At 46.2% G+C, this 19,418-nt stretch carries 12 protein-coding genes and 1 pseudogene; 5 read left to right on the top strand and 8 right to left on the bottom strand.

The features are described 5' to 3' along the window. The first annotated feature begins 80 nt into the window (after positions 1-80). Complete coding sequence (locus ACYVE4_RS09580) at positions 81-1,166, top strand: glycosyltransferase family 9 protein (protein ID WP_461039381.1); 1,086 nt, start codon at positions 81-83, stop codon at positions 1,164-1,166. A 305-nt stretch (positions 1,167-1,471) separates the two neighbouring features. Here the strand turns inward: ACYVE4_RS09580 and ACYVE4_RS09585 are convergent, their stop codons facing one another. The 4 genes from ACYVE4_RS09585 to ACYVE4_RS09600 all read right to left on the bottom strand — a co-directional run bounded on the left by ACYVE4_RS09585 (position 1,472) and on the right by ACYVE4_RS09600 (position 7,916). Continuing rightward, the gene (locus ACYVE4_RS09585) at positions 1,472-2,464 is read right to left on the bottom strand and encodes a glycosyltransferase family 9 protein (RefSeq protein WP_461039383.1); all 993 of its coding nucleotides are present in this window, start codon (positions 2,462-2,464) and stop codon (positions 1,472-1,474) included. Positions 2,465-2,539: 75 nt separating this feature from the next. Beyond that, the gene (locus tag ACYVE4_RS09590; RefSeq protein ID WP_461039384.1) at positions 2,540-3,601 is read right to left on the bottom strand and encodes a DUF4249 domain-containing protein; all 1,062 of its coding nucleotides are present in this window, start codon (positions 3,599-3,601) and stop codon (positions 2,540-2,542) included. After that, complete coding sequence (locus ACYVE4_RS09595; protein ID WP_461039386.1) at positions 3,601-6,015, bottom strand: TonB-dependent receptor; 2,415 nt, start codon at positions 6,013-6,015, stop codon at positions 3,601-3,603. Before ACYVE4_RS09595 ends, ACYVE4_RS09590 begins: the two co-directional genes overlap by 1 nt. Before the next feature lie 170 nt (positions 6,016-6,185). Beyond that, the gene (locus ACYVE4_RS09600; protein ID WP_461039387.1) at positions 6,186-7,916 is read right to left on the bottom strand and encodes a helix-hairpin-helix domain-containing protein; all 1,731 of its coding nucleotides are present in this window, start codon (positions 7,914-7,916) and stop codon (positions 6,186-6,188) included. Between the two features lie 102 nt (positions 7,917-8,018). Between ACYVE4_RS09600 and ACYVE4_RS09605 the strand changes: the two genes are divergently transcribed. Both ACYVE4_RS09605 and ACYVE4_RS09610 read left to right on the top strand, forming a co-directional pair. After that, entirely contained in the window at positions 8,019-8,510 is a 492-nt protein-coding gene (locus ACYVE4_RS09605) for a DUF2306 domain-containing protein (RefSeq protein ID WP_461039389.1), read from the top strand. Between the two features lie 137 nt (positions 8,511-8,647). Beyond that, entirely contained in the window at positions 8,648-9,724 is a 1,077-nt protein-coding gene (locus ACYVE4_RS09610) for an endonuclease/exonuclease/phosphatase family protein (RefSeq protein WP_461039391.1), read from the top strand. 116 nt (positions 9,725-9,840) lie between these two features. Here the strand turns inward: ACYVE4_RS09610 and ACYVE4_RS09615 are convergent. Further along, a pseudogene (locus ACYVE4_RS09615) lies at positions 9,841-10,074 on the bottom strand (four-carbon acid sugar kinase family protein); the annotation flags it as partial. Positions 10,075-10,341: 267 nt separating this feature from the next. Here ACYVE4_RS09615 and ACYVE4_RS09620 point away from each other — a divergent pair. Further along, positions 10,342-11,121: a phytanoyl-CoA dioxygenase family protein gene (locus tag ACYVE4_RS09620; RefSeq protein ID WP_461039393.1), complete on the top strand. Its 780-nt coding sequence runs from the start codon at positions 10,342-10,344 to the stop codon at positions 11,119-11,121. 51 nt (positions 11,122-11,172) lie between these two features. Here the strand turns inward: ACYVE4_RS09620 and abc-f are convergent, their stop codons facing one another. The 3 genes from abc-f to ACYVE4_RS09635 all read right to left on the bottom strand — a co-directional run bounded on the left by abc-f (position 11,173) and on the right by ACYVE4_RS09635 (position 17,584). Further along, entirely contained in the window at positions 11,173-12,762 is a 1,590-nt protein-coding gene (gene abc-f / locus ACYVE4_RS09625; protein WP_461039395.1) for a ribosomal protection-like ABC-F family protein, read from the bottom strand. A 146-nt stretch (positions 12,763-12,908) separates the two neighbouring features. Then, positions 12,909-14,936 carry an aceric acid hydrolase gene (locus ACYVE4_RS09630; RefSeq protein WP_461039396.1) on the bottom strand — a complete coding sequence of 676 codons (2,028 nt, stop codon included), beginning with the start codon at positions 14,934-14,936 and terminating at the stop codon, positions 12,909-12,911. Between the two features lie 473 nt (positions 14,937-15,409). Next, a complete protein-coding gene (locus tag ACYVE4_RS09635) occupies positions 15,410-17,584 on the bottom strand; it encodes an alpha-L-rhamnosidase-related protein (RefSeq protein WP_461039398.1) in 2,175 nt (724 codons plus the stop codon). A 356-nt stretch (positions 17,585-17,940) separates the two neighbouring features. Between ACYVE4_RS09635 and ACYVE4_RS09640 the strand changes: the two genes are divergently transcribed. Then, positions 17,941-19,353, top strand: a complete 1,413-nt coding sequence (locus tag ACYVE4_RS09640; protein WP_461039399.1) for an L-fucose/L-arabinose isomerase family protein — start codon at positions 17,941-17,943, stop codon at positions 19,351-19,353. The last annotated feature ends 65 nt before the right edge of the window (positions 19,354-19,418 follow it).

Below are 19,418 nucleotides of genomic sequence, written 5' to 3' on the forward strand. Positions count from 1 at the left end.
ATATAGGATGTATGAGGTATACCATTGATCGTCCCTCTTAATACATCATACATCATACATTATATATCCTATATCATACCTTGAAAAACAGCCTGCTACTTCTTCGGTTTTCGGCCATGGGCGACGTTGCCCTATTGGCCCCCGTTGTGCAGGCATTTATCCAGCGATATCCTGACACGAGTATTACGCTCGTAACCCGCCAGAAATTTGCCGTTTTTTTTGATCAGTTCCCGAACGTCCGTGTAGTAGGAGCCGATTTTGACGGACGACATAATGGTGTGAAAGGACTTATTCGGCTGTTTCATGAGCTTCGTCAAATAGACACGTATCAGATCGTCGTTGATGCACACCAGAATTTACGTTCAGGACTTTTAAAACGTCTCTTTTGGGCAGTAGGCATACCATCCGTAACGATCGATAAAGGTCGAACTGAAAAAAAAGAGCTAACCCGAAAATCCGATAAAGTTCGTCGTCAGCTAACCCATAGTGTGGATCGATATGCGCAAGCGTTCGATAAGGCAGGCTTCACACTTCAGCCAACAAAACCTTTTCAGTTCCCGCTCTTTAGCCCAGCCGAAGATGAGCTTACAACTTTCCTGAATAAGCAATCTATCCATCCGAACGCGTCTTGGTTAGGTATTGCACCATTTGCTCAACATGCGCAGAAAATATGGCCTTTTGAACGATTTGCGCCCTTGTTGGAACAACTTTTCGAAGGATCACCCCTCACTGTTTTTCTATTTGGTGGCGGACCTGATGAAATCGCGCAACTGGAAACCTTGAAGGCCCAATTTTCGCAAGTCATAGTAGTAGCCGGGAAGCTTTCGCTGGCTGCGGAATTGCTGCTTATTCGCAGGCTGACGGGTATGCTCTGTATGGATTCAGGGAATATGCATCTGGCCGCTTTAAGTGGTGTACCAATTCTATCCATTTGGGGAGCCACTCATCCCGATGCTGGTTTTGGTCCCTGGGGACAAGGGGCTGAAGCTATTTTGCAAGTTTCTACTGATTTGCTTCCTTGTCGACCCTGTTCGGTTTTTGGCAATGTACCGTGCTGGCGTGGCGATTTAGCTTGTTTGACTGAAATATCTGTAGAATCGGTTGCTGAACGGGTTAGGCAGATGCTTAGCAACCGTGTTATCAATCCGATCAACAGTTGTTTTTAATTTCTGAATAGAATTAGTTTGCCCGTTAACAGTGTTATCAATCCTGACAACGGTTGATTTTACTTCGTCAAGTTTAGCTCTGCTGTCAACAACTATTTCGACAAGTTTTCCCTGCCCTTCAACTAAAGGATTAACTTTTTGAAGACCATCTGCCATTACTGGTTCAATCTGATCAAGGCGCTTATCAGGACTCCTACTGAATTATGAAGTAATCAGATTTGGTTTTACAGTAAAAAACCGTAAATCTTCACAATGATTAGTTAACAAACCAATTCACCAATACAGTAGTAACTGACACTAAATCATCAAAAATTCTTTTTTATCCGGAGTTCTTTGACTTCGAAATCGAAGGAGAGCGTATTCATGCACTTAAAGTGCTTTAAGGGGCAATTACCTGAACTGATCGCTGAGCAAGGGCGGCATCCTAAACCCGGCGTTTCGAGACGGACGTGAGGGGTTTTATAAGGATAAAAACCTAGTTGGGGTGTTGTACTCCCCCAAATTGAGTAGACTTTCTTACGAAAGGCAGCGGCAATGTGCATCAATCCCGTATCATGACTGAAAACGACTCGCGCCCGTTGTAGTAATGAAGCAGACTGATTGAGATTGTAATGACCACAAGCATTGTAAATCTGCTGGCTGCCAACCGCCCGAACAATTTCATCCCCGATTTTACGGTCAGCTTTATCGCCCAGTAAAATAATCGGGTAATTAATTTTCAGACATAATTCAATCATCCGCAGTACGGGTAATCGCCGGGTTGGGCTTTGTCCACCAATGGCATACGCAACAAAATCGTACTGATGAGTTTCGGGGAGCCAATCAAGCTCGACTTCATCTTTATACGGAATGAAGTAATCCAGTCCCCGGCCGTCATTCTCGATCCCCAACGACGCTACTGTTGCCATATAGCGATCCACGATATGCTGGTCGGTCATGGCGTTGATCTTCCACCGAACGTAAAGCCACTCCCGTAACGTTTGCTTCTCCACACTATAGGAACGACAACCTAAAGCGGCTTTAATAAGGCCCGTCAGGAAGGTATTTTGCAGGTCGATTATATACGTGAACTGCTCTGCACGAAGCTTGCGAATCAACGCATACAAATTTGCCTCTAAGTAGTGCTGTTTTGTAAGATACGGATTGTAATCGACAAGGAGTTTAAGATCCCATCGGGTGCAGAAATGCAATTCAGCATTCGGCAATTGCTGCTTTAGGCAACGAACAACGGGAGTTGTCAGCACGACATCGCCAATGGACGAGAGTTGTAAAACCAGGATCTTAACAGGGCGTGTCATGCTGTCATCATTTACGCAAATTTATTTGATTTACTGTTAACTGGCAAAGCCGAATAATAAGTCGTTTCATTCAGATTAAAACTGCCACCACCGAGGTTGGTTTGGCGTTCTATAAATACTATTCTCACATACGGCGCAGGCAGATGGCTGTGGAATAATAACCGGTGGATCTGAATCAGGGGGCCCTTCTCCGGCACTTCGATCGACAAAAAGATATTGTTCAGAAAGTCCCGTTGCTCCAAAATAGCCATATACCACCGCTGTCGGGTCGTTCGTGCAATGCAGGTTAGTCGATACCGTTGAAGGGGCTGTATCAAAAAGCCCTCCCGTATTATTGACTAATCCGCGAACACTTTTCCAGAATTCATACGCCCCCTTACTGATTGACTGCTGCTGGACCTCCAGATAATAGCGGCTTTTGGATTTATAGGGTACACGCATAATAAACTGACGACTGATCGCTTTTCCGTTAATATCGACATCGGAAGTCACGTCGATGCAGTTATAACAGCGAGTTATATCCCAGCAGGGCGAACAACAGCCCCGGCCGATTATAGTCCCATTAGCCTGTTCTGTCTTGGAACAAACTTCGGTAAACTCATAATGTTGCCAGCTCCATCGGTAAAAATTACCGGCTACTTCAGGGTCTTTCGTATCCAGATACACATTCCAGCCTTGATTCTTGGCCGTCGTAGCCCCACCTGATTCCTTCGTGTATTCATAATACAGCTTCAAAATAGGCGGAGCAGCCACTAACACCTCCAAGTCCGATTCGTATTTCTTTCCAGCTTTGGTCTGAATCGTTACTTTGTAACTTCGACCAGCCACTCCCCGAATGCCTGTTGCAGCCGTCATATAAACCCCACCCGACGACTGTTCTTTCAGTACTTCCTGATTGCCCTGATTATCCGATATGGTTACAATAGCACCGGTTTCGAGCAAATTCAAACTCTTATATGAGTAATCTGCCGTGCGCGTCAATCGAATGGTATATGGCCCAGGCTGGTCGGTAATTTGTCCATCTACAACGAGCGAAACTGGAATAGAAACCGTGTCTGGTTGAAATTCAGTAATGCACGAAACCACTAGCAGGGCGTAGAGAAATAGTTGCGCGTAAAGGAAAAATCGGAGTCGCATCAGAACTTAAAATTATAGGTTAGCGATGGGAACGCCGTTCCAAAAATAGATAGTTTATACGCATCCGACGTGGAAGCAGGACTTAGCTTGTAGAAGACCGAATACGCATTTTTGTGTGCATACACATTGTAAATCGAGAATACCCAGCTGCTTTGATTCTTCTTGTGCTTCTCCGGATTCTGCTCAAACGTCATTGAGAAGTCAAGTCGATGATAATCAGGGACACGCTGCTGATTGCGATCCAGATAAATAGGGATCTGAATACCCGAAACCCGTGCAATAGCTGCTGGCTGCGTCGTTGGTCGACCCGTGCTGTAGGTAAAGTTGAGCGACATGCTAAACCAGGTTGTCGGGCGGTGCGTAGCCAGAATGTTGAGCGTATGGGGTTTGTCGTAATTAGCCGGATACGGATTGCCGTTATTTACCCGTTCGCTGGCGTAGGGACTATTCATAGTCAGAAAGGTACGGGCGTAAGTATAGCTCATAAAACCAGTCCAACGGCCTTTATTTTTACGTAGTAAGCCCTCAAATCCATACGCCTGTCCACTACCCTGAACAATCTGGGTTTCAATGGCTGGAGACAGTTGGAGTTCGGCTCCATCACGATAATCGATCGCGTTCGTCAACGTTTTATAGTACACTTCTCCCGATACTTCAATAGCGTTGTCGGATGTATTTCGGAAGTAGCCCAACGACCATTGATCAGCTATGACCGGTTTTGTATACGTATCACTTAAGTGCCAGCGCGACGTGGGCAAGGCAGCCGTTGTATTCGTCACCTGCTGGATATACTGACGAAGTCGGCTATAGCCTGCCTTGATCGCTTTTCCCTCCCCTACCGACCAACGCACGGCCAGCCGAGGTTCCAGGCCACCCATCGTGTTATAAATTTTACCCGCATCATACGTCTTTGTCGACGTTACCGCTTCATCCTGACGAGGGCCGTTTTCCTGATAGGTCCGTACTGATGCCGGGCCCCGATTCATTAAAGTTGAATAACGTAACCCTGCAATAATTGCTACGTCTGCATTTACGTTCCATTCATCCTGTACATACGCTGCCAGTTCATAAGCTTGTTCACGAGCAATATCGATGGGCAAGACGTTGGAATACGGACCAGGTATGCGTGTGTTGGGCTGAATTAAATAATCAATCGCACTGATACCTGCCTGCCATTGGTGGATTTCGTTGGGTGTGTACGTCAGATCTGACTTAATCTGTCGGTGCCAGACTCCCGATTTCAGATCAAAAGCATTAGACGAATCAGCCGAAGACAAATTTGCCTGATAGCGGCTCAGGATTGCAGACGTAGCTAAATTTAACTGCTTACTCATGAAGTAATTCCAGCGAACAGCCCCTGTCATCGTCTGATAATTGAATTTGGTCGATGAGGCATTAATTTCCTGGCCAGACAATGAATCAGATGCTAACTTAAAGACGTCGGTACTCACATAGCCCGTAAACGTAAGCGTATGTTTCTCGCTAGCCTGGTATTTGAGCTTCGTGGTCACGTCGTAGAAATTAGCCGTTGTGCCTCGCAGATTGGGCGGTGCCAGTTTAAACAGGAAATCATTGAACGAAGCCCGAACTGCCGCCAGAAACGATAACTTATTTTTGACAATTGGCCCTTCTACTCCCAATCGGCTCGAAATCAAGCCAATACCGCCGTTTATTCCCCACTTTTGCGCATCGGGCTCTTTAATTTTCACATCCAGTACTGATGATGCCCGACCACCGTAGGCAGCAGCAACTCCTCCCCGATTCAACGTCACGTCGCGCACCACATCAGGATTAAAAACCGAGAAGAAGCCCATCAGGTGGCTCGAATTGAATACGGGGGCATCATCAAACAGAATGAGATTCTGGTCGGTACTCCCCCCCCGAACATTAAAGCCCGGAGCGCCTTCTCCAACCGTTGTAACACCCGGCAACAGCAACAAACTCCGGACAATATCAACCTCCCCCATCAATGGCGGAATCCGGCGAATACTTCGAATAGTTAACTGCGATACGCCAATTTCAACCTTACGTACATTGCGGTCTGGGGCTTCGCTGGTTACGACAACCTCTTCCAGATCTTTCGAATCGTCCACCATCATGATTTCCCGAAAGAGTGTTTTCTGGAGTGAAATCGTATCCTGACGCGGCCGATATCCTACGTGCGAAAATCGCAGTACATAATTCCCCGGCGGTAACTGAACCGTGTAAAAACCATCTTTTGCGGTTATATATCCTTTCGATATGTTCAGGACAACGATATTAACCCCTTGAATAGGCTTCCCGGTCTTCGCATCTTTGACATAACCCGTAGCCGAATAGGTCGGCGGTGGCGGTGCAGTATTGGGGGTTGATCGTTGAGCAAAAACTCCATTTAGTAGCCAGAATAAGAGCAATAGTAAGAGTAAAAACCGCATAAAGCCGGGTTTAGGACGATCAGGTTGGATATTATACCAGGCTTCACAAACAGAACTTAATCGGCTATATAAAAGAAACCCTATGGTTATAAAGCTTTTAATTGGCGAATTTACCCTATTTAGAATGCTTTTAAGCCATAATTAATATCCCGCCTGACCCCAGATTCCTGCTATTTACGCCACTCAGATCGGCGCTTTTGCAGGTAATCGCTCATTTCTGCTAGTGTCAATGCATTGAATGTCATGGCTTTGGTTAGGCCGCCTTTCCGGCCTACAGCTACTCCGTAATGCATATCCAGCAAACCGGCCAGGTCGTGCGCATCAGGATTGATACTGAGCATGACGCCCTGCTGCATCGCATAATCAATCCAGTGCCAGTCGATATCGAGTCGGTAAGGGCTGGCGTTAATCTCGATAATGACGTTGTGTTCGGCGCACGCATCGATAATGGCCCGGTGATCAATTGGATATCCTTCACGAGCCAGTAGCAAGCGACCTGTTGGATGTCCCAGAATTGTGGTATAGGGATTTTCGATAGCCCGCAACAGACGTGTCGTAGCTTTTTCGAGCGACATCGTCAATGTTTGGTGAACCGAGGCTACTACGTAATCGAACGTAGCTAATGTAGTATCGTCGTAATCTAAGGAGCCATCACTCAGAATGTCGGATTCAATTCCTTTGAAAATGCGAAAATCAGCCCCAAAACCTGCGTTCAATTGATCAATTTCAACTTGTTGTTGCTGAACGCGTTCCGCGTCAAGGCCATTCGCATACGAAGCTGTTTTCGAATGATCGGCAATTCCGAAATAGGTTAATCCTAACGTACGGCAGTACGCAGCCATGTCAGCAATCGACTGCTTTCCATCTGACCAGGTGCTATGATTGTGAAGTGTTCCGCGCAAGTCATCCCAGGTTACTAATTCATCGTTTTTATACCGACTGGCCCAGCGAAAGGCAAAATCATCCTCACGCATTTCAGGTACGATGTAGGGCAATCCGGCTCGCTCGTAAATCGCTTTTTCAACATCCGCTGTTGGCGCATCGGTCACTTCCGACACCACGCTGGTATACGCAACCTGAAGTAGGGATGCTCCACCATTTCCCACCTGCTGTAAATGTTTGTCTGTAGCCGTCTGAATAAACAGTTGTCGATTCATCTGCTCGGCTGGATACAAGAGCAATTCGACCACGACATCAAATCCGGCAAGTTTTCCTCGCCATACGAAGGGTGACGATGCCTGCTCATTCTGTTCCAAATCCGGTAGATTCGCCAAAGTAAGCATTGCCGAAATTGGATCACTGGTTTGTACCAGTAATTGAATTACATCGACTTCCTGCGCTTTCCGACGAACTTGCCCACTAATGTCAACTCGCTCGAAATGTTTCACCAATTGCTCCTGCACCAGATTGGCGATGAGCGCGGCCTTATCCATACGAACCTTTCCCTGCTGTTGCTGCAAAAACTCCAGAGCCGCCAGTATTTTTTCCTGTGTACTGGCACCAAACCCTTTGATTTTGGCAATCTCTCCATTCTCACCAGCTCGCTGCAAATCCTGAAGATTATCGATCCCCAATTCGCGCCAAAGCGTCCTGATTTTCTTCACGCCCAATCCTTTGATCCGAAACATATCCAGCACACCCGAAGGCGTCTGAGCCAGCAACTCATCGAGTTCGGTCAGATGGCCAGTTTCAGCGATTTCGCGGATTTTCTGTGCTACAGATTTTCCTACGCCCTGTAATTTGACCAGTTCATCAACCGGCAAATTAGCCAGGTCAGCGGTGGATTTATCTAAATTAAACGCAGCCGACTGAAAGGTTCGGGTTTTAAACTGATCGCGGTCGTGGAGTTCCATCAATCGGCCCGTTAGTTCGAGCAGATCAACGATTTCGGAATTGGTCATAGAAAATAGGTCATTTACTCCGCAAGTTAGGCAATCGGTCGGATAGGCATACAACCACAAACCAGTTCCTGTTAGCTTTAGAACATAAACCTTCCTAAATCTATGCTACTCGACATTATTCACTCCCCCGTTGGTGCTATTCACGTTTATTCAGCCGTAGCCGCCCTCCTACTCGGAACCTGTGTCTTACTGATGCCGAAAGCAACTCGTGCCCACAAACAAATCGGTTATGGCTATGTTGTGGCCATGATTCTGGTAAACATAACGGCATTTATGATCTACCGTTTGTTCGGCAAATTCGGCCCATTTCATATTGCAGCTATCTTCAGCAGTGTATCAATTATCGGCGGAATGATTCCGATTATTTTCCGTCGCTACGTATCGACCTGGCTTTATTACCACTACTACTTTATGAACTGGTCGGTAATTGGGCTGTATGCTGCCTTTTGGGCCGAAACGTTGGTACGACTCTTTCCGATGAAACAGTTCTGGCCAGTCGTTGCCATAGCAACTGGGCTAACAGCTTTTCTCGGCAGTTATTTTGTCAACCGACACAAAACGACCTTTTTTCAACGATTTGCTCCTAAACAATAAAGACTTAACCCAGCAGAATTGACAACATACAATACCCACTTTATGCAGATAGGCTATAACCACTAGACTTAGCCGTTTAATCTAAAACACTAAGCTGACTTTAGGGTTAGCATTGAAAATACCATTCCTGCTCAAGTATGGCTAGCTCTGATATAATTCTGCTTAGTTATTCCATTTTCATTACGCTGGTTTCGTTCATCAATCTGATTAAGCTGGACATCTGGTGGGTTCGCATCTGGGATTTCCCACATTTGCAGCTGACTGTACTTGCTTCGATTGGATTAGTCGGCTGGATCTGGTTCGGGCAACATATGGATGGAATTCTGCTCGTTGTTCCCATCGGCTTAGTGTTCACGCTATCGTATCAGGCCTGGCTGATTTACCCATTTACGCCTTTTCATCGAAAACAGGTGCCAACCGTTGCCTTATCAAAGGCGTCCAATGAATCAGGCAGCAACACGATTCGGGTGCTGACCGCCAACGTTTACATGGAAAATACGCGGATGCCAGAGGTGCGGGCTTTAGCTGCCAACCACAACCCTGACGTTGTGTTGGTGCTGGAGGCAAATCAGAAATGGAAAGATGAGCTGAAAGAACTGGAGGCTGTCTATCCATATACGATTCTGCATCCGTTGGAAAATACGTATGGAATGCTGTTTTATTCGCGATTTCCTATTCGCACTCACGAATTACGTTTCCTCATCGAAGATGATATTCCGTCAATCTATGCACAGCTTGAACTGCCATCGGGTCAATTGATCCATTTTTATGGCGTTCATCCGATGCCTCCGAGTCCGACTGAACATCATCGCTCCACAGAGCGGGATGCCGAGCTATTACTAGTTGGCAAGGAAGCACGAACCAAATCAGGCCCGATTATCGTAGCGGGCGATTTGAACGATGTTGCCTGGTCCCATACAACTCGCTTGTTTCAGCGCATAAGTGGCTTGCTGGATCCACGTGTCGGACGCGGATTGTACAATACATTTCATGCTCGTTATTTCTTTTTACGTTGGCCCTTAGATCATGTTTTTGTATCGCATCATTTTCAATTACAGACCATCCAACGTTTGCCGAATTGTGGATCCGACCACTTCCCAATGCTGATTGCCTTAACCTATGCTGGAGACCAGGTCGGACATGCTAGTGAGATTCCTCAACCAGAAGGCGATGATTTAGAAGAAGCAAAGGAAAAAATACAGGAAGCGGAATAAATGTAGTACCCGTGCCTAAACTGTTGACGCTTTTGCTGTATCTGCAACCCTACTGGAAGATTAGTCCTTTACGGGTCGACGTCTCCAGTAATTGGCCAAAATCGATCCCGAAATAGTCATCTAGGGGCTGAAAACAGCGGCTGGTCGAGCTTTCGTAATTCGGTAAATGTGGGACGGAGCGTTTTTTCTATGGCATCGGGTGTCATCGACCGAGTCATACCAGCGACGCCGAGTGCATCCAGATTCGAAAACGCAGCCAATCGTTCGGGCGTGGGCGACTCAATGAACAATGCGGTTTTCAACCCTGCTCGACTCAGAAATTCCAGCGCATGCGTAGATCCCGTAAAATCATCGCCGTAAAAGGCTGGTACGAGCGAATTCGTGCGTTAATATATAATATAGGGTTAGGGGTGGGATGTATTAGTATTTTTTTTCGCTAAACTTCTCAACAGATTTCGCGAATTCTGGATACGTTTTGGCGGTTTCTTCCGCGCGAGTCCCAATCACTTCAGGACACATGGTTTTCGTATCCGTTTTTTAGCCAATTTTTTAACTGAATTCTGTGAACTCCGCCATACGGCCGATTTATCATTATTCGTCTTCAAAAAGAAATGAGTATGCCAGCGCTTTTAAATTCAGGACAGATACAACAATTTATTCAGGATGGTTTTGTTCGTGTAGACAACGCCTTTTCTCAAGCTACAGCTGATGCCGTAGTAAACAGTTTATGGGCCGATCTCCCCTTCGATAGACATGATCCTGCTACGTGGACAGAACCTGTCGTACGGTTGGGAATGTATGCGCAGCCAGCCTTTATCGAGTCGGTAAATAGTCCGGAGCTACACCGCATTTTTGATCAGTTGATCGGTGAAGGTAACTGGATTCCGTGCCGCAACGTAGGAACGTTTCCGGTTCGTTTTCCATCCAATAAAGAACCGATGGATACGGGATGGCACGTCGATGCCAGTTTTCCGGGAACAGAGCCCACTAATTATTTTGACTGGCGAGTGAACGTACAGTCGAAAGGACGCGCTTTGCTGATGCTGGTTTTGTACTCAGATGTTACGGAAACAGGTGCGCCAACCATTATTCGCAAAGGTTCGCATTTGGATGTTGCCAGGCTCCTTGCCGACAAAGGTGAAGCTGGTCTGTCCTTTATAGAATTGGCAGAAAATCTGGATGCTTTGCCTCACAAGGAAGAAGCTCTGGCAACCGGCAAGGCCGGTTGCATTTATCTGTGCCATCCGTTTCTGGTGCATGCCGCGCAGGCAAACCGAGGCAACCATCCCAAATTTATGGCACAACCCCCTCTGGTATTACGTACTGAATTGACTATCACCGATACAGAGACAGAACTCGTTCCTGTAGCCAAAGCAATTCAATTGGCCATTCAATAGTAGGCAGTTTAGAATGGGTTGCTAATTATCATAAAAATCAGCGACCCATTTTTACGCTAAGACAAGGCTGTTCTCGACATTAATTTCCTCCAGAAACAATTCGTCGTGTGAGACGACAATGAGCGTACCCCGGTATTCGTTGATAGCAGCTGTCAGAATACTAATACTTTGAATATCAAGATTATTGGTCGGTTCGTCCAGAATGATGATGTCTGGAGCCTGATTACTGATAGTGAGACAGCAAAGCATCAGCCGCATTTTTTCGCCACCGCTCAACGCTTCGCAACGTTTATCCCAATCGGTTTTCGTAAATAAAAACCGGTTGAGTCTGATCTTAACTTCGTGTTCCTGCAGGGCTGAACCATTGAATCGCTGCGCTTGCTCGTAAACGGTAACTGCATTGTTGATGAGAGAGTAGTCCTGATCGATGTAAACCGATTTATTGTCAGCGCGATATACACTGCCCAGGCTAGGCTCTAGCTCGCCCAGAATTAGTTTTATAAGCGTTGTTTTCCCTGAACCGTTTAGGCCTTTCAACGTAATACGTTCACCACTGGTGAGTTGAAAACGTAACGGTTCACACCAGAGCAACTGATCACCATAGCTAAAATTGATGTCGGTAGCGGAAAACAAAACCTTGCCCTTGTGCAGTGCCGAATTATCGAAACCGAATCGCATTTTGTCGGTATCAGGTAGCTCTTTGCGTAGTTCGCTCAACTCTTCCGAAATAGAGCCAATTTTTTCCATATGGACACCTTTCAGCCGCGATGCGCTTTTTTCAGCGTTGTTTCTGAGCGTGTTCATCATGATTCTGGCCACACCTGCGTTTTCTTGCTTCTTTTTGCCGCGCGCATCGAGTTTCTGCTTGCGTTCTGCCGTCGCCCGTTCTAGTTCCTTAGCTTTTCGCAAGGCTTTCTCTTTACTTTTTACATCTTGATTCAGCGCGTTGCTTTCAATGGCTTTCTGATCAGCATAGAAATCATAATTTCCACCGTAAACTGTAATTCCTCGCTTTGTCAGTTCAAATACAAAGTCGAGCAGATTCAACAATTCCCGGTCGTGACTCACTATCACCAGCGTAGTGGAAGTAGACCTAATAAAATCGTATAACAATTGCCGACCCGCCGTGTCAAGGTGATTACTTGGCTCATCCAGTAAAACAATGTCAGGATTATGGATGGCAATTCCAGCTAAAAACACTTTCGTTTTCTGGCCCCCGCTTAACGTTTTCATTGGCTGAGTTAAATCCAGATTCTTTATCTGCCAATGAGTTAATGCCTCTTGGCAACGCTCTTCAATTGTCCAGTCATCATTAAGTAGGGCGAGATTTTCTTCCGTTACGTTACCGTCAAGAATCTCCCGCAAGGCATGGAGTTTATCCTCAATTTGAAGCGCCTGGGCTACGTTCAACTCGTTGAATTGCCCAAACAACTGAGGAACATAGTATGGTGTTGAGTCAACTTTAATGGAACCTTGTGATGGGTGCAATACGCCCGCCATAATTTTCAGCAAGGTCGATTTGCCGATGCCGTTATTGCCAATTAAGGCGGCTTTATTGTGCGGATTAATCGTAAGATTTACGTCATTGAATAGTAAATCTTTATTCAGATGGAAGTAGGATATATGTTGTAGATGAATCATAATTTCTTTCGGAAAGTGATGAATAACCAGAGCGAACCGACTAACGATTTTGCTGATGTTTTCCCTGAAAGAAATTTAATCCTACATGAATATGCGTCTTAACGTATGGCTACAAAGGTACGAAAATTTTTATGGTTATGTTTTGGCTACCGAACGAACGGAATCCATACTTCCATTTCGGAATGACCACGATTAGCCCAGGCGTAGTAGGGTATCAGTCGCACACGGGCTGGAGCGGGGGCTTTATCGGAAACTTCTCGGTAGAGCTGGTTGGTCCAATTGCCTTCGATCAGTAGTTTGGCTTCGCCTTCCAGCGCCATAAGCGGGCTGTTGTCAATCTGAATCGGCGTTGGTTTAAAGTCGTTTTTTGCCGATAGTGCTATGTTGTTCAGCTTGGCTGAGGGATTATCGACTGATTCAAGGCAATAAACAAGTGGGCCACGTTTCACCGCTACCTGATTGCGAGTTTCTTCCACTAAAGGATTGGCTTCCATTAGTTTAACTGGCATTGGCAAGTTGATTTCTACTTTATCACCCGTTTTCCAGGTTCGGTTAATTTCGGCATATTGGCCGGTTGTGACAGGAGAAGCAATAGCTGTTCCATTAACGTTGATCGTGGCCCCCTGACACCAGCCCGGAATGCGGACAAATAGCGAGAAAGGTTTCGTAGGGACCTGCTCCAATTGCAGACTGATAGCTCCATCCCAGGGATAATTCGTGGTTTGTGTCAGTCGTACTGGCGAACCGTCTTTTAACGTTGTGGCCAATTGACTTCCTCCGAATAGATTCAGCCACAGACCTTTATCCGAAATACTGTAGGCATAGCTGCTTACTTCGGCCATCGTTCGCACCGTATTTGGCGGACAACAGTTTGACAGTCGAATGTACGGCTGACGACCGCCCATCCAGCGCATCTGGTAGGGGTAATCGTCGGACGCACTAAGTGGATTTGTGTAAAAAAACTTTGTTCCCCCCAGATTTACGCCCGACAGAATCGCGTTGTACAATTCCAGTTCCATGATGTCGGCATATTTGGCCTGACCCGTAATCTGGAGCATCCGGTAATTCCAGAGTAGGTTGCCGATGTTCGCACAGGTTTCGTTATGCGCCGAATGGTTTGGGAGTTGAAACGCCTTACCATACGCCTGATGCACTTTTTGTACGGTGTCAGGTTTGTACGACGTGCCTTCGGGCGAAACGCCATCATACAACGCCCCGCAACCACCTGTTACGTACATTTTACGATGAACAACGTCGTCCCACATTAAATCCAAGGTCGAGAGCAACGTACTGTCGCCGGTTTCGGCAAATACATCGGCGGCTCCAGCGAAGAGGTAATTGGCTCGAACGGCGTGGCCGATTACTTTTTTCATCTGCCGAAACGGAACCCGGTCAGAATTATCGTCAGTACCTTCCGAAAGGCCGCGAATATCGATCAGTTTTTTCGCTAAGGCCAGATACTTGGGATCACGGGTGGTTCGGTACATTTCCGTAATGCCCATATAATGCGACGGACAAATGGCATTACGTGCCTGCTCCGGACTGGCTGTATTGTAGAATCCGATCAGAAAATCAGTCGCTTTTTTAGCGATATTGAGGAGCGATGTTTTGCCGGTAGCGCGGTAATGGACACAAGCCGCCGTCATCAGGTGTCCGAAATTGTATGCTTCAAAACTGAGCTTATCATCGAACATCTTTTTCTCGCCCGTTTTTTTCTGCTGGATAATCGCTTTGGTGTATACATAGCCGTCGGGAGCCTGCGCTTTGGCAATTACGGCGATGGCTTTGTCCAGCTGCGCATCAAGCTTTGGATCTTTGGTCAGCGCATACATACTCGCCACCGATTCCAGCGTTTTGTAGAAATCCCCATCGTGAAAGGATGGCCCTTTAAAATTCCCCGATTCCAGTCCGGCAGCAATCTCGAAGTTACGGAAAGCGTGGCTGACGTTGGCGTTGGTGTACGTATCCCAAAGATGCGGCACCATGGAATCGCGGCAGACGGCGAAGCGGTCCGCCCAAAAGCCTTTTGTCCATGTCACAGCGTTTAAGTCCGTGCTCTCCAGTCGAGCAAACTTACTTTGTGATGTATTAACAAGGGCTTTTGTCTGGGCATTAACCGATGGCGAGAGATTAACGCACAATAGTAGTAGACAAACGTATCGAAGTGATTTCATTTTATAGAACCGCGGCTTTATCAAATAGTATTAAACTCAAAATTAATAGGAGTAAAACCGAACTACCTCTGCTATCTTCTCCGGTAATTGTAGAATATTATCACGTTAAAACGAAAACAGGACTGCAATTCTTAAGTACTATTGCAGTTCTACAGTTGCCAAAACACCTGTTGGTAACGCCCGATTTTCTGTCGTTGAGGTTAACCCCTCCTGTATAGATGGTGATAGGCAATCTACCAGCATTTGCCATTTGACCAAACCTATGGCTTAGTGCATTCTGAGGTAGTACGTAACAAGGTTATTGATCTGTGAGCAAGTCTGTAAAGTTTGTCATTGCCTGGTAGGGTTCCTTAGGAATTATGTAGTTAAGACGTTTCTTCGATTCTGTATCGGCATAAATAATCGCCTGGTATACAGCATTTTGTTTTGTCTACGAAAATTAATGCCCCTTTTGAATGCTGTTGACAAATAGTCTACAGCTTATAACTCACTACATATTTTTTCCCTTTTTCTACTGTCAATTCATATAAACCATTGCCCATGGAGCGGACTTCGGTTTGCTTGCAGAGGGGTTTGGTTTGGCTTTTGAAACGGAGGGTTCCAATTCCGGCGGCTCCTGTTACGTTAATTTCCTTCGCACTGCAATACACACTGATATCGCCAGTGGGCGTGGGAACTTTCCCGTCTATCCATTGCAACCCACCGAGCTGTGGTTCAATTAGATACGTAGCGTAGGCTGGATTAGTTGGCTTTACACCCAGGTAATATTTGCCAAGCAGATAGATCGGGCTGGCTCCCCAGGCGTGGCAAAGACTTTTTCCGTAATTACGGCCATACATGGCGTAGTGCTCCGCTCCTTTCCTGGTTGGATTGTATTCTTCCCAGAACGACGTAGCACCCAGGTTCAGCATACCACCCCAGTAATCCTTCATTTCGTTGGTTACGTAGGCTTGCTCGCCCAGCGCACACAGGGCTTCGAGTTCGTAGAAACGCATGTAAGGCGTGGTGATTTTAGGTACTTCAGGATTAAGAAGCACGTATTGCTTCACGGCCTGTTTCTTCGCATCATCGAAGTAGTTGAAGAAAATGGCAAACATGTTAACATAGCGTGTTACGTTCTCAGTCGGTTTACCATCCACCCGGCTATGAACGAGGGCATGTTTGCTGTCGCTCCAATAGGAGTTGAATAGTTTTGCTTTTACATCGGCAGCCAGTTGATTGTATTTTTGCGCGTTTGGCGTATCGTTGACCAGGTTGGCGCAGAGAGCCATTGTTTCTAGGCTACGGGCAAAAAGTAATTGCTCAAAACTTACCTCACCTTTTTTGCTCAATCCTTCCGCCCAGTCGATGAAAACCCAATCACCCGCAAGGCCTTCGAGCAAGCCATTTTTGTTTCGCCGACCCAAACAATACTCCATTAAGGTCTGCATTCGCGGGTAAAACTGTTGGATAAACGCTTTGTCGCCGGTGTACTGATAATAATCGTAAATACTTATGAACCAGTATAATGTATAGTCCATAATGGTGTTGATATGGCTCGTCACGGGCTCTTTACCCCGTAAGGCCAGCATCGTACGCGTAACGGATGGCGAGTCGAACATTAGGTAGTAATTCATCAGATAACTTTGCGCGGCATCGCCCGACCAAATCCAGCGGTCACGTTTGATACCATCAATGAAAAACTCGCGTGTGTTAAGGTGTAATGTATAGGCCGCTACGTCATAAATTTTGTTGATTTGCTCGTCGTTGCAGCGAAAACTTCCCCGATCGGCAACGGGCAGGTATTCGTATAACATCGACACCGAATCTATCGAAACACTACCATCGATCTGAACATTCACGTAGCGAAACGCCTTAGTCAGTTCCATCACCGAATCACGTTTCTGTGTTTGGGCAATTTGCAGAAAATCAGTTGTTTCGGTATGGGCTGTATCGCGTGCTTCTTCGGGCGATTCGCCGTAATAGATGGACACTTTACCTTTGCCCGAAAGACCATGGAGTTTGATAAAGCCAAAGGTTTCTTTTCCGAAATCCAGAACGATGGAGCCGGGCTTTTTCTCGGTTTTAACCGCTGATAATGCTCTGGTATTCAGTCGAAATTTAGATGGTGGTGTTTCCGGATCGTTGAAATTCCACGAGCCTGCTTTGAGCCAGGTCGTACCCGATTGGTCAGATGCTTTACCCGTTTCATCAATCCATTCCTTATCCTCGAATGTAACGAGCCAGGTAGCATCCGAAATCACATTTTTTCCACGCACAAATATGGCCGGAACCCGATCCTGACAGAATACTTTCAGACTTAGTTTGTGCTTTCCGGCGGGTATCGTAATGCGGTTCGGATAGCCTGGAAATGACTTTCCATCCACTTTTACATTGTACTTCCCCTCCACAAACAGCTCAACGTCTTCGGCTTGCGACAGATCGAAATCCTTATGAAAATCAATCAGATTATAATGACTATCGAGTTTCCAGAACGGAGGCAGAAACGTAGTTCGTTCGGTACGTCGGTTCTGCATATTGTTACCCAGCCAGATCTCAAAATCCCCAGGATACCAGATCCAGGTAGCCTGATTTTGGGCAAGTGAAGGCGTTACCGACAGTAGGAATATACTGATAAAAATAAGGGAAAGATGGGCTCTATGTTTCATAGTCGGGAGTGAGCAAACGGCTCATACCTGTTTCGTTAAAGCACAAAAGAAATCGAAAGCAAAAATAAGAATGCTTTAGAAAGTAAAAGAAAATGATCCGATTTTTTGAAAATAAATACTCGATACGTACAATAAAATGAGTATAAATAGCCCTTTTCTAACTATCAATAGTAGGTATCGACAGCGCTGTCCTTACTAATAACCTGACCAATACGCTTTACAAATCGATTTTACAGAAAAATCATTTTCTATTTTTTTGTTTTATTTTCTATTTATTATTTTTGTTTCATCGTTGATTAAGTCATCACATGCTACCTTTTGAGTGATAGCTTGATCTGTGCTACTAAACTATGCCTATGAAATCGAGTACCCCCGTTACCCTAGGAGTGATTATTGGTAATCGTGACTTTTTCCCTGATAAACTCGTTGGTGAATGCCGCGCCGATCTGCTGGATGTTTTTCAGAAAGTGGGGGTTAATCCCATCATGCTCGACGAATCGACTACGAAATTAGGGGGTGTTGAAACGTTTCAGGAAGCGCAAAAATGCGCCGAACTATTCCGAAAACATGCCGACGAAATTATGGGCGTACTGGTTGTATTACCCAATTTCGGTGATGAAAAAGGAGTAGCCGAAACGTTAAAATTAGCCCGTCTGGATGTACCCGTACTCATTCAGGCTTATCCCGACGATTTAAATAAGCTGGACGTAGCGCGTCGGCGGGATGCGTGGTGCGGTAAAATTTCGGTTTGTAATAACCTGTATCAGTTTGGGATCAAATACACACTGACAACCAAGCATGTCGTTCATCCGTCAGACCCAAGTTTTGAAACGGATCTAAAAAATTTCATCGCGGTTTCCAGGGTCGTGAAAGGCCTTCGAAACGTTCGGATTGGTGCGGTTGGCGCACGTCCGGGCGCATTTAATACCGTTCGATATAGCGAAAAAATCCTGCAACGGAACGGCATTTCGGTCGTCACCGTCGATCTGTCGCAGATTCTGGGAAATGCCAACAAATTGACCATTGCCGATCAGTCGGTAAAAGACCGGCTCGATGCCATCAAAGCCTATACGCCAACGGGCCGCACGCCAAACGATAAGCTCGTTCAGATTGCCAAACTCGACGTTGTTCTAGCTGATTTCATGGCTGAAAACGCGCTCGATGCTACTGCGATTCAGTGCTGGACATCACTTCAGCAAAACTACGGCTGTAATATCTGTACGAACATGAGCATTATGAGCGAGAATATGCTCCCAAGTGCCTGCGAAGTCGACGTGACGGGAACGTTGAGTATGTACGCGATGCAGCTGGCATCGGGCTCACCGAGTGCCTTAGTGGATTGGAATAACAATTACGCTGACGACGAAAATAAATGTGTCTTGTTCCACTGTGGCAACTGGGCTAAGTCCTTCCTGCCTGATATTGAGATTAGTACGGCCCCAATTCTGGGCACAACGGTTGGTGAAGAAAATACCTATGGAGCATTGGCAGGACGGACTCCCGCCAATCCGTTAACCTACGGACGTATCAGTACTGACGATCCGAAAGGCGTCATGAAAGCTTACATTGGTGAAGGTGTTTTGACGGACGATCCGCTCAACACGTTTGGCAACCGAGCTGTGGCTCAGATAGCTAATTTGCAGGGACTGATGCAGTACGTTTGCCGAAATGGTTTCGAGCACCATGTTGTGATGAATGCCTCGAAAACGGCCGGTATTCTTCAGGAAGCTATGGGAAATTATATGGGCTGGGAAGTGTATATGCATTAATCTCCCTCTTACCCTCAAATCCCTGAAGGAGACTTTTTCAAACACAAATCAAGCCCCTTTCAGGG

The organism is Spirosoma harenae (genome assembly GCF_054776975.1).

Bases quoted from the DNA above. Each gene is read 5' to 3' on its own strand.
- ACYVE4_RS09630 (WP_461039396.1), bottom strand. From the start codon at position 14,936: ATGAAATCACTTCGATACGTTTGTCTACTACTATTGTGCGTTAATCTC.
- ACYVE4_RS09635 (WP_461039398.1), bottom strand. From the start codon at position 17,584: ATGAAACATAGAGCCCATCTTTCCCTTATTTTTATCAGTATATTCCTA.
- ACYVE4_RS09600 (WP_461039387.1), bottom strand. From the start codon at position 7,916: ATGACCAATTCCGAAATCGTTGATCTGCTCGAACTAACGGGCCGATTG.
- ACYVE4_RS09585 (WP_461039383.1), bottom strand. From the start codon at position 2,464: ATGACACGCCCTGTTAAGATCCTGGTTTTACAACTCTCGTCCATTGGC.
- abc-f (WP_461039395.1), bottom strand. From the start codon at position 12,762: ATGATTCATCTACAACATATATCCTACTTCCATCTGAATAAAGATTTA.
- ACYVE4_RS09590 (WP_461039384.1), bottom strand. From the start codon at position 3,601: ATGCGACTCCGATTTTTCCTTTACGCGCAACTATTTCTCTACGCCCTG.
- ACYVE4_RS09605 (WP_461039389.1), top strand. From the start codon at position 8,019: ATGCTACTCGACATTATTCACTCCCCCGTTGGTGCTATTCACGTTTAT.
- ACYVE4_RS09640 (WP_461039399.1), top strand. From the start codon at position 17,941: ATGAAATCGAGTACCCCCGTTACCCTAGGAGTGATTATTGGTAATCGT.
- ACYVE4_RS09620 (WP_461039393.1), top strand. From the start codon at position 10,342: ATGCCAGCGCTTTTAAATTCAGGACAGATACAACAATTTATTCAGGAT.
- ACYVE4_RS09610 (WP_461039391.1), top strand. From the start codon at position 8,648: ATGGCTAGCTCTGATATAATTCTGCTTAGTTATTCCATTTTCATTACG.
- ACYVE4_RS09595 (WP_461039386.1), bottom strand. From the start codon at position 6,015: ATGCGGTTTTTACTCTTACTATTGCTCTTATTCTGGCTACTAAATGGA.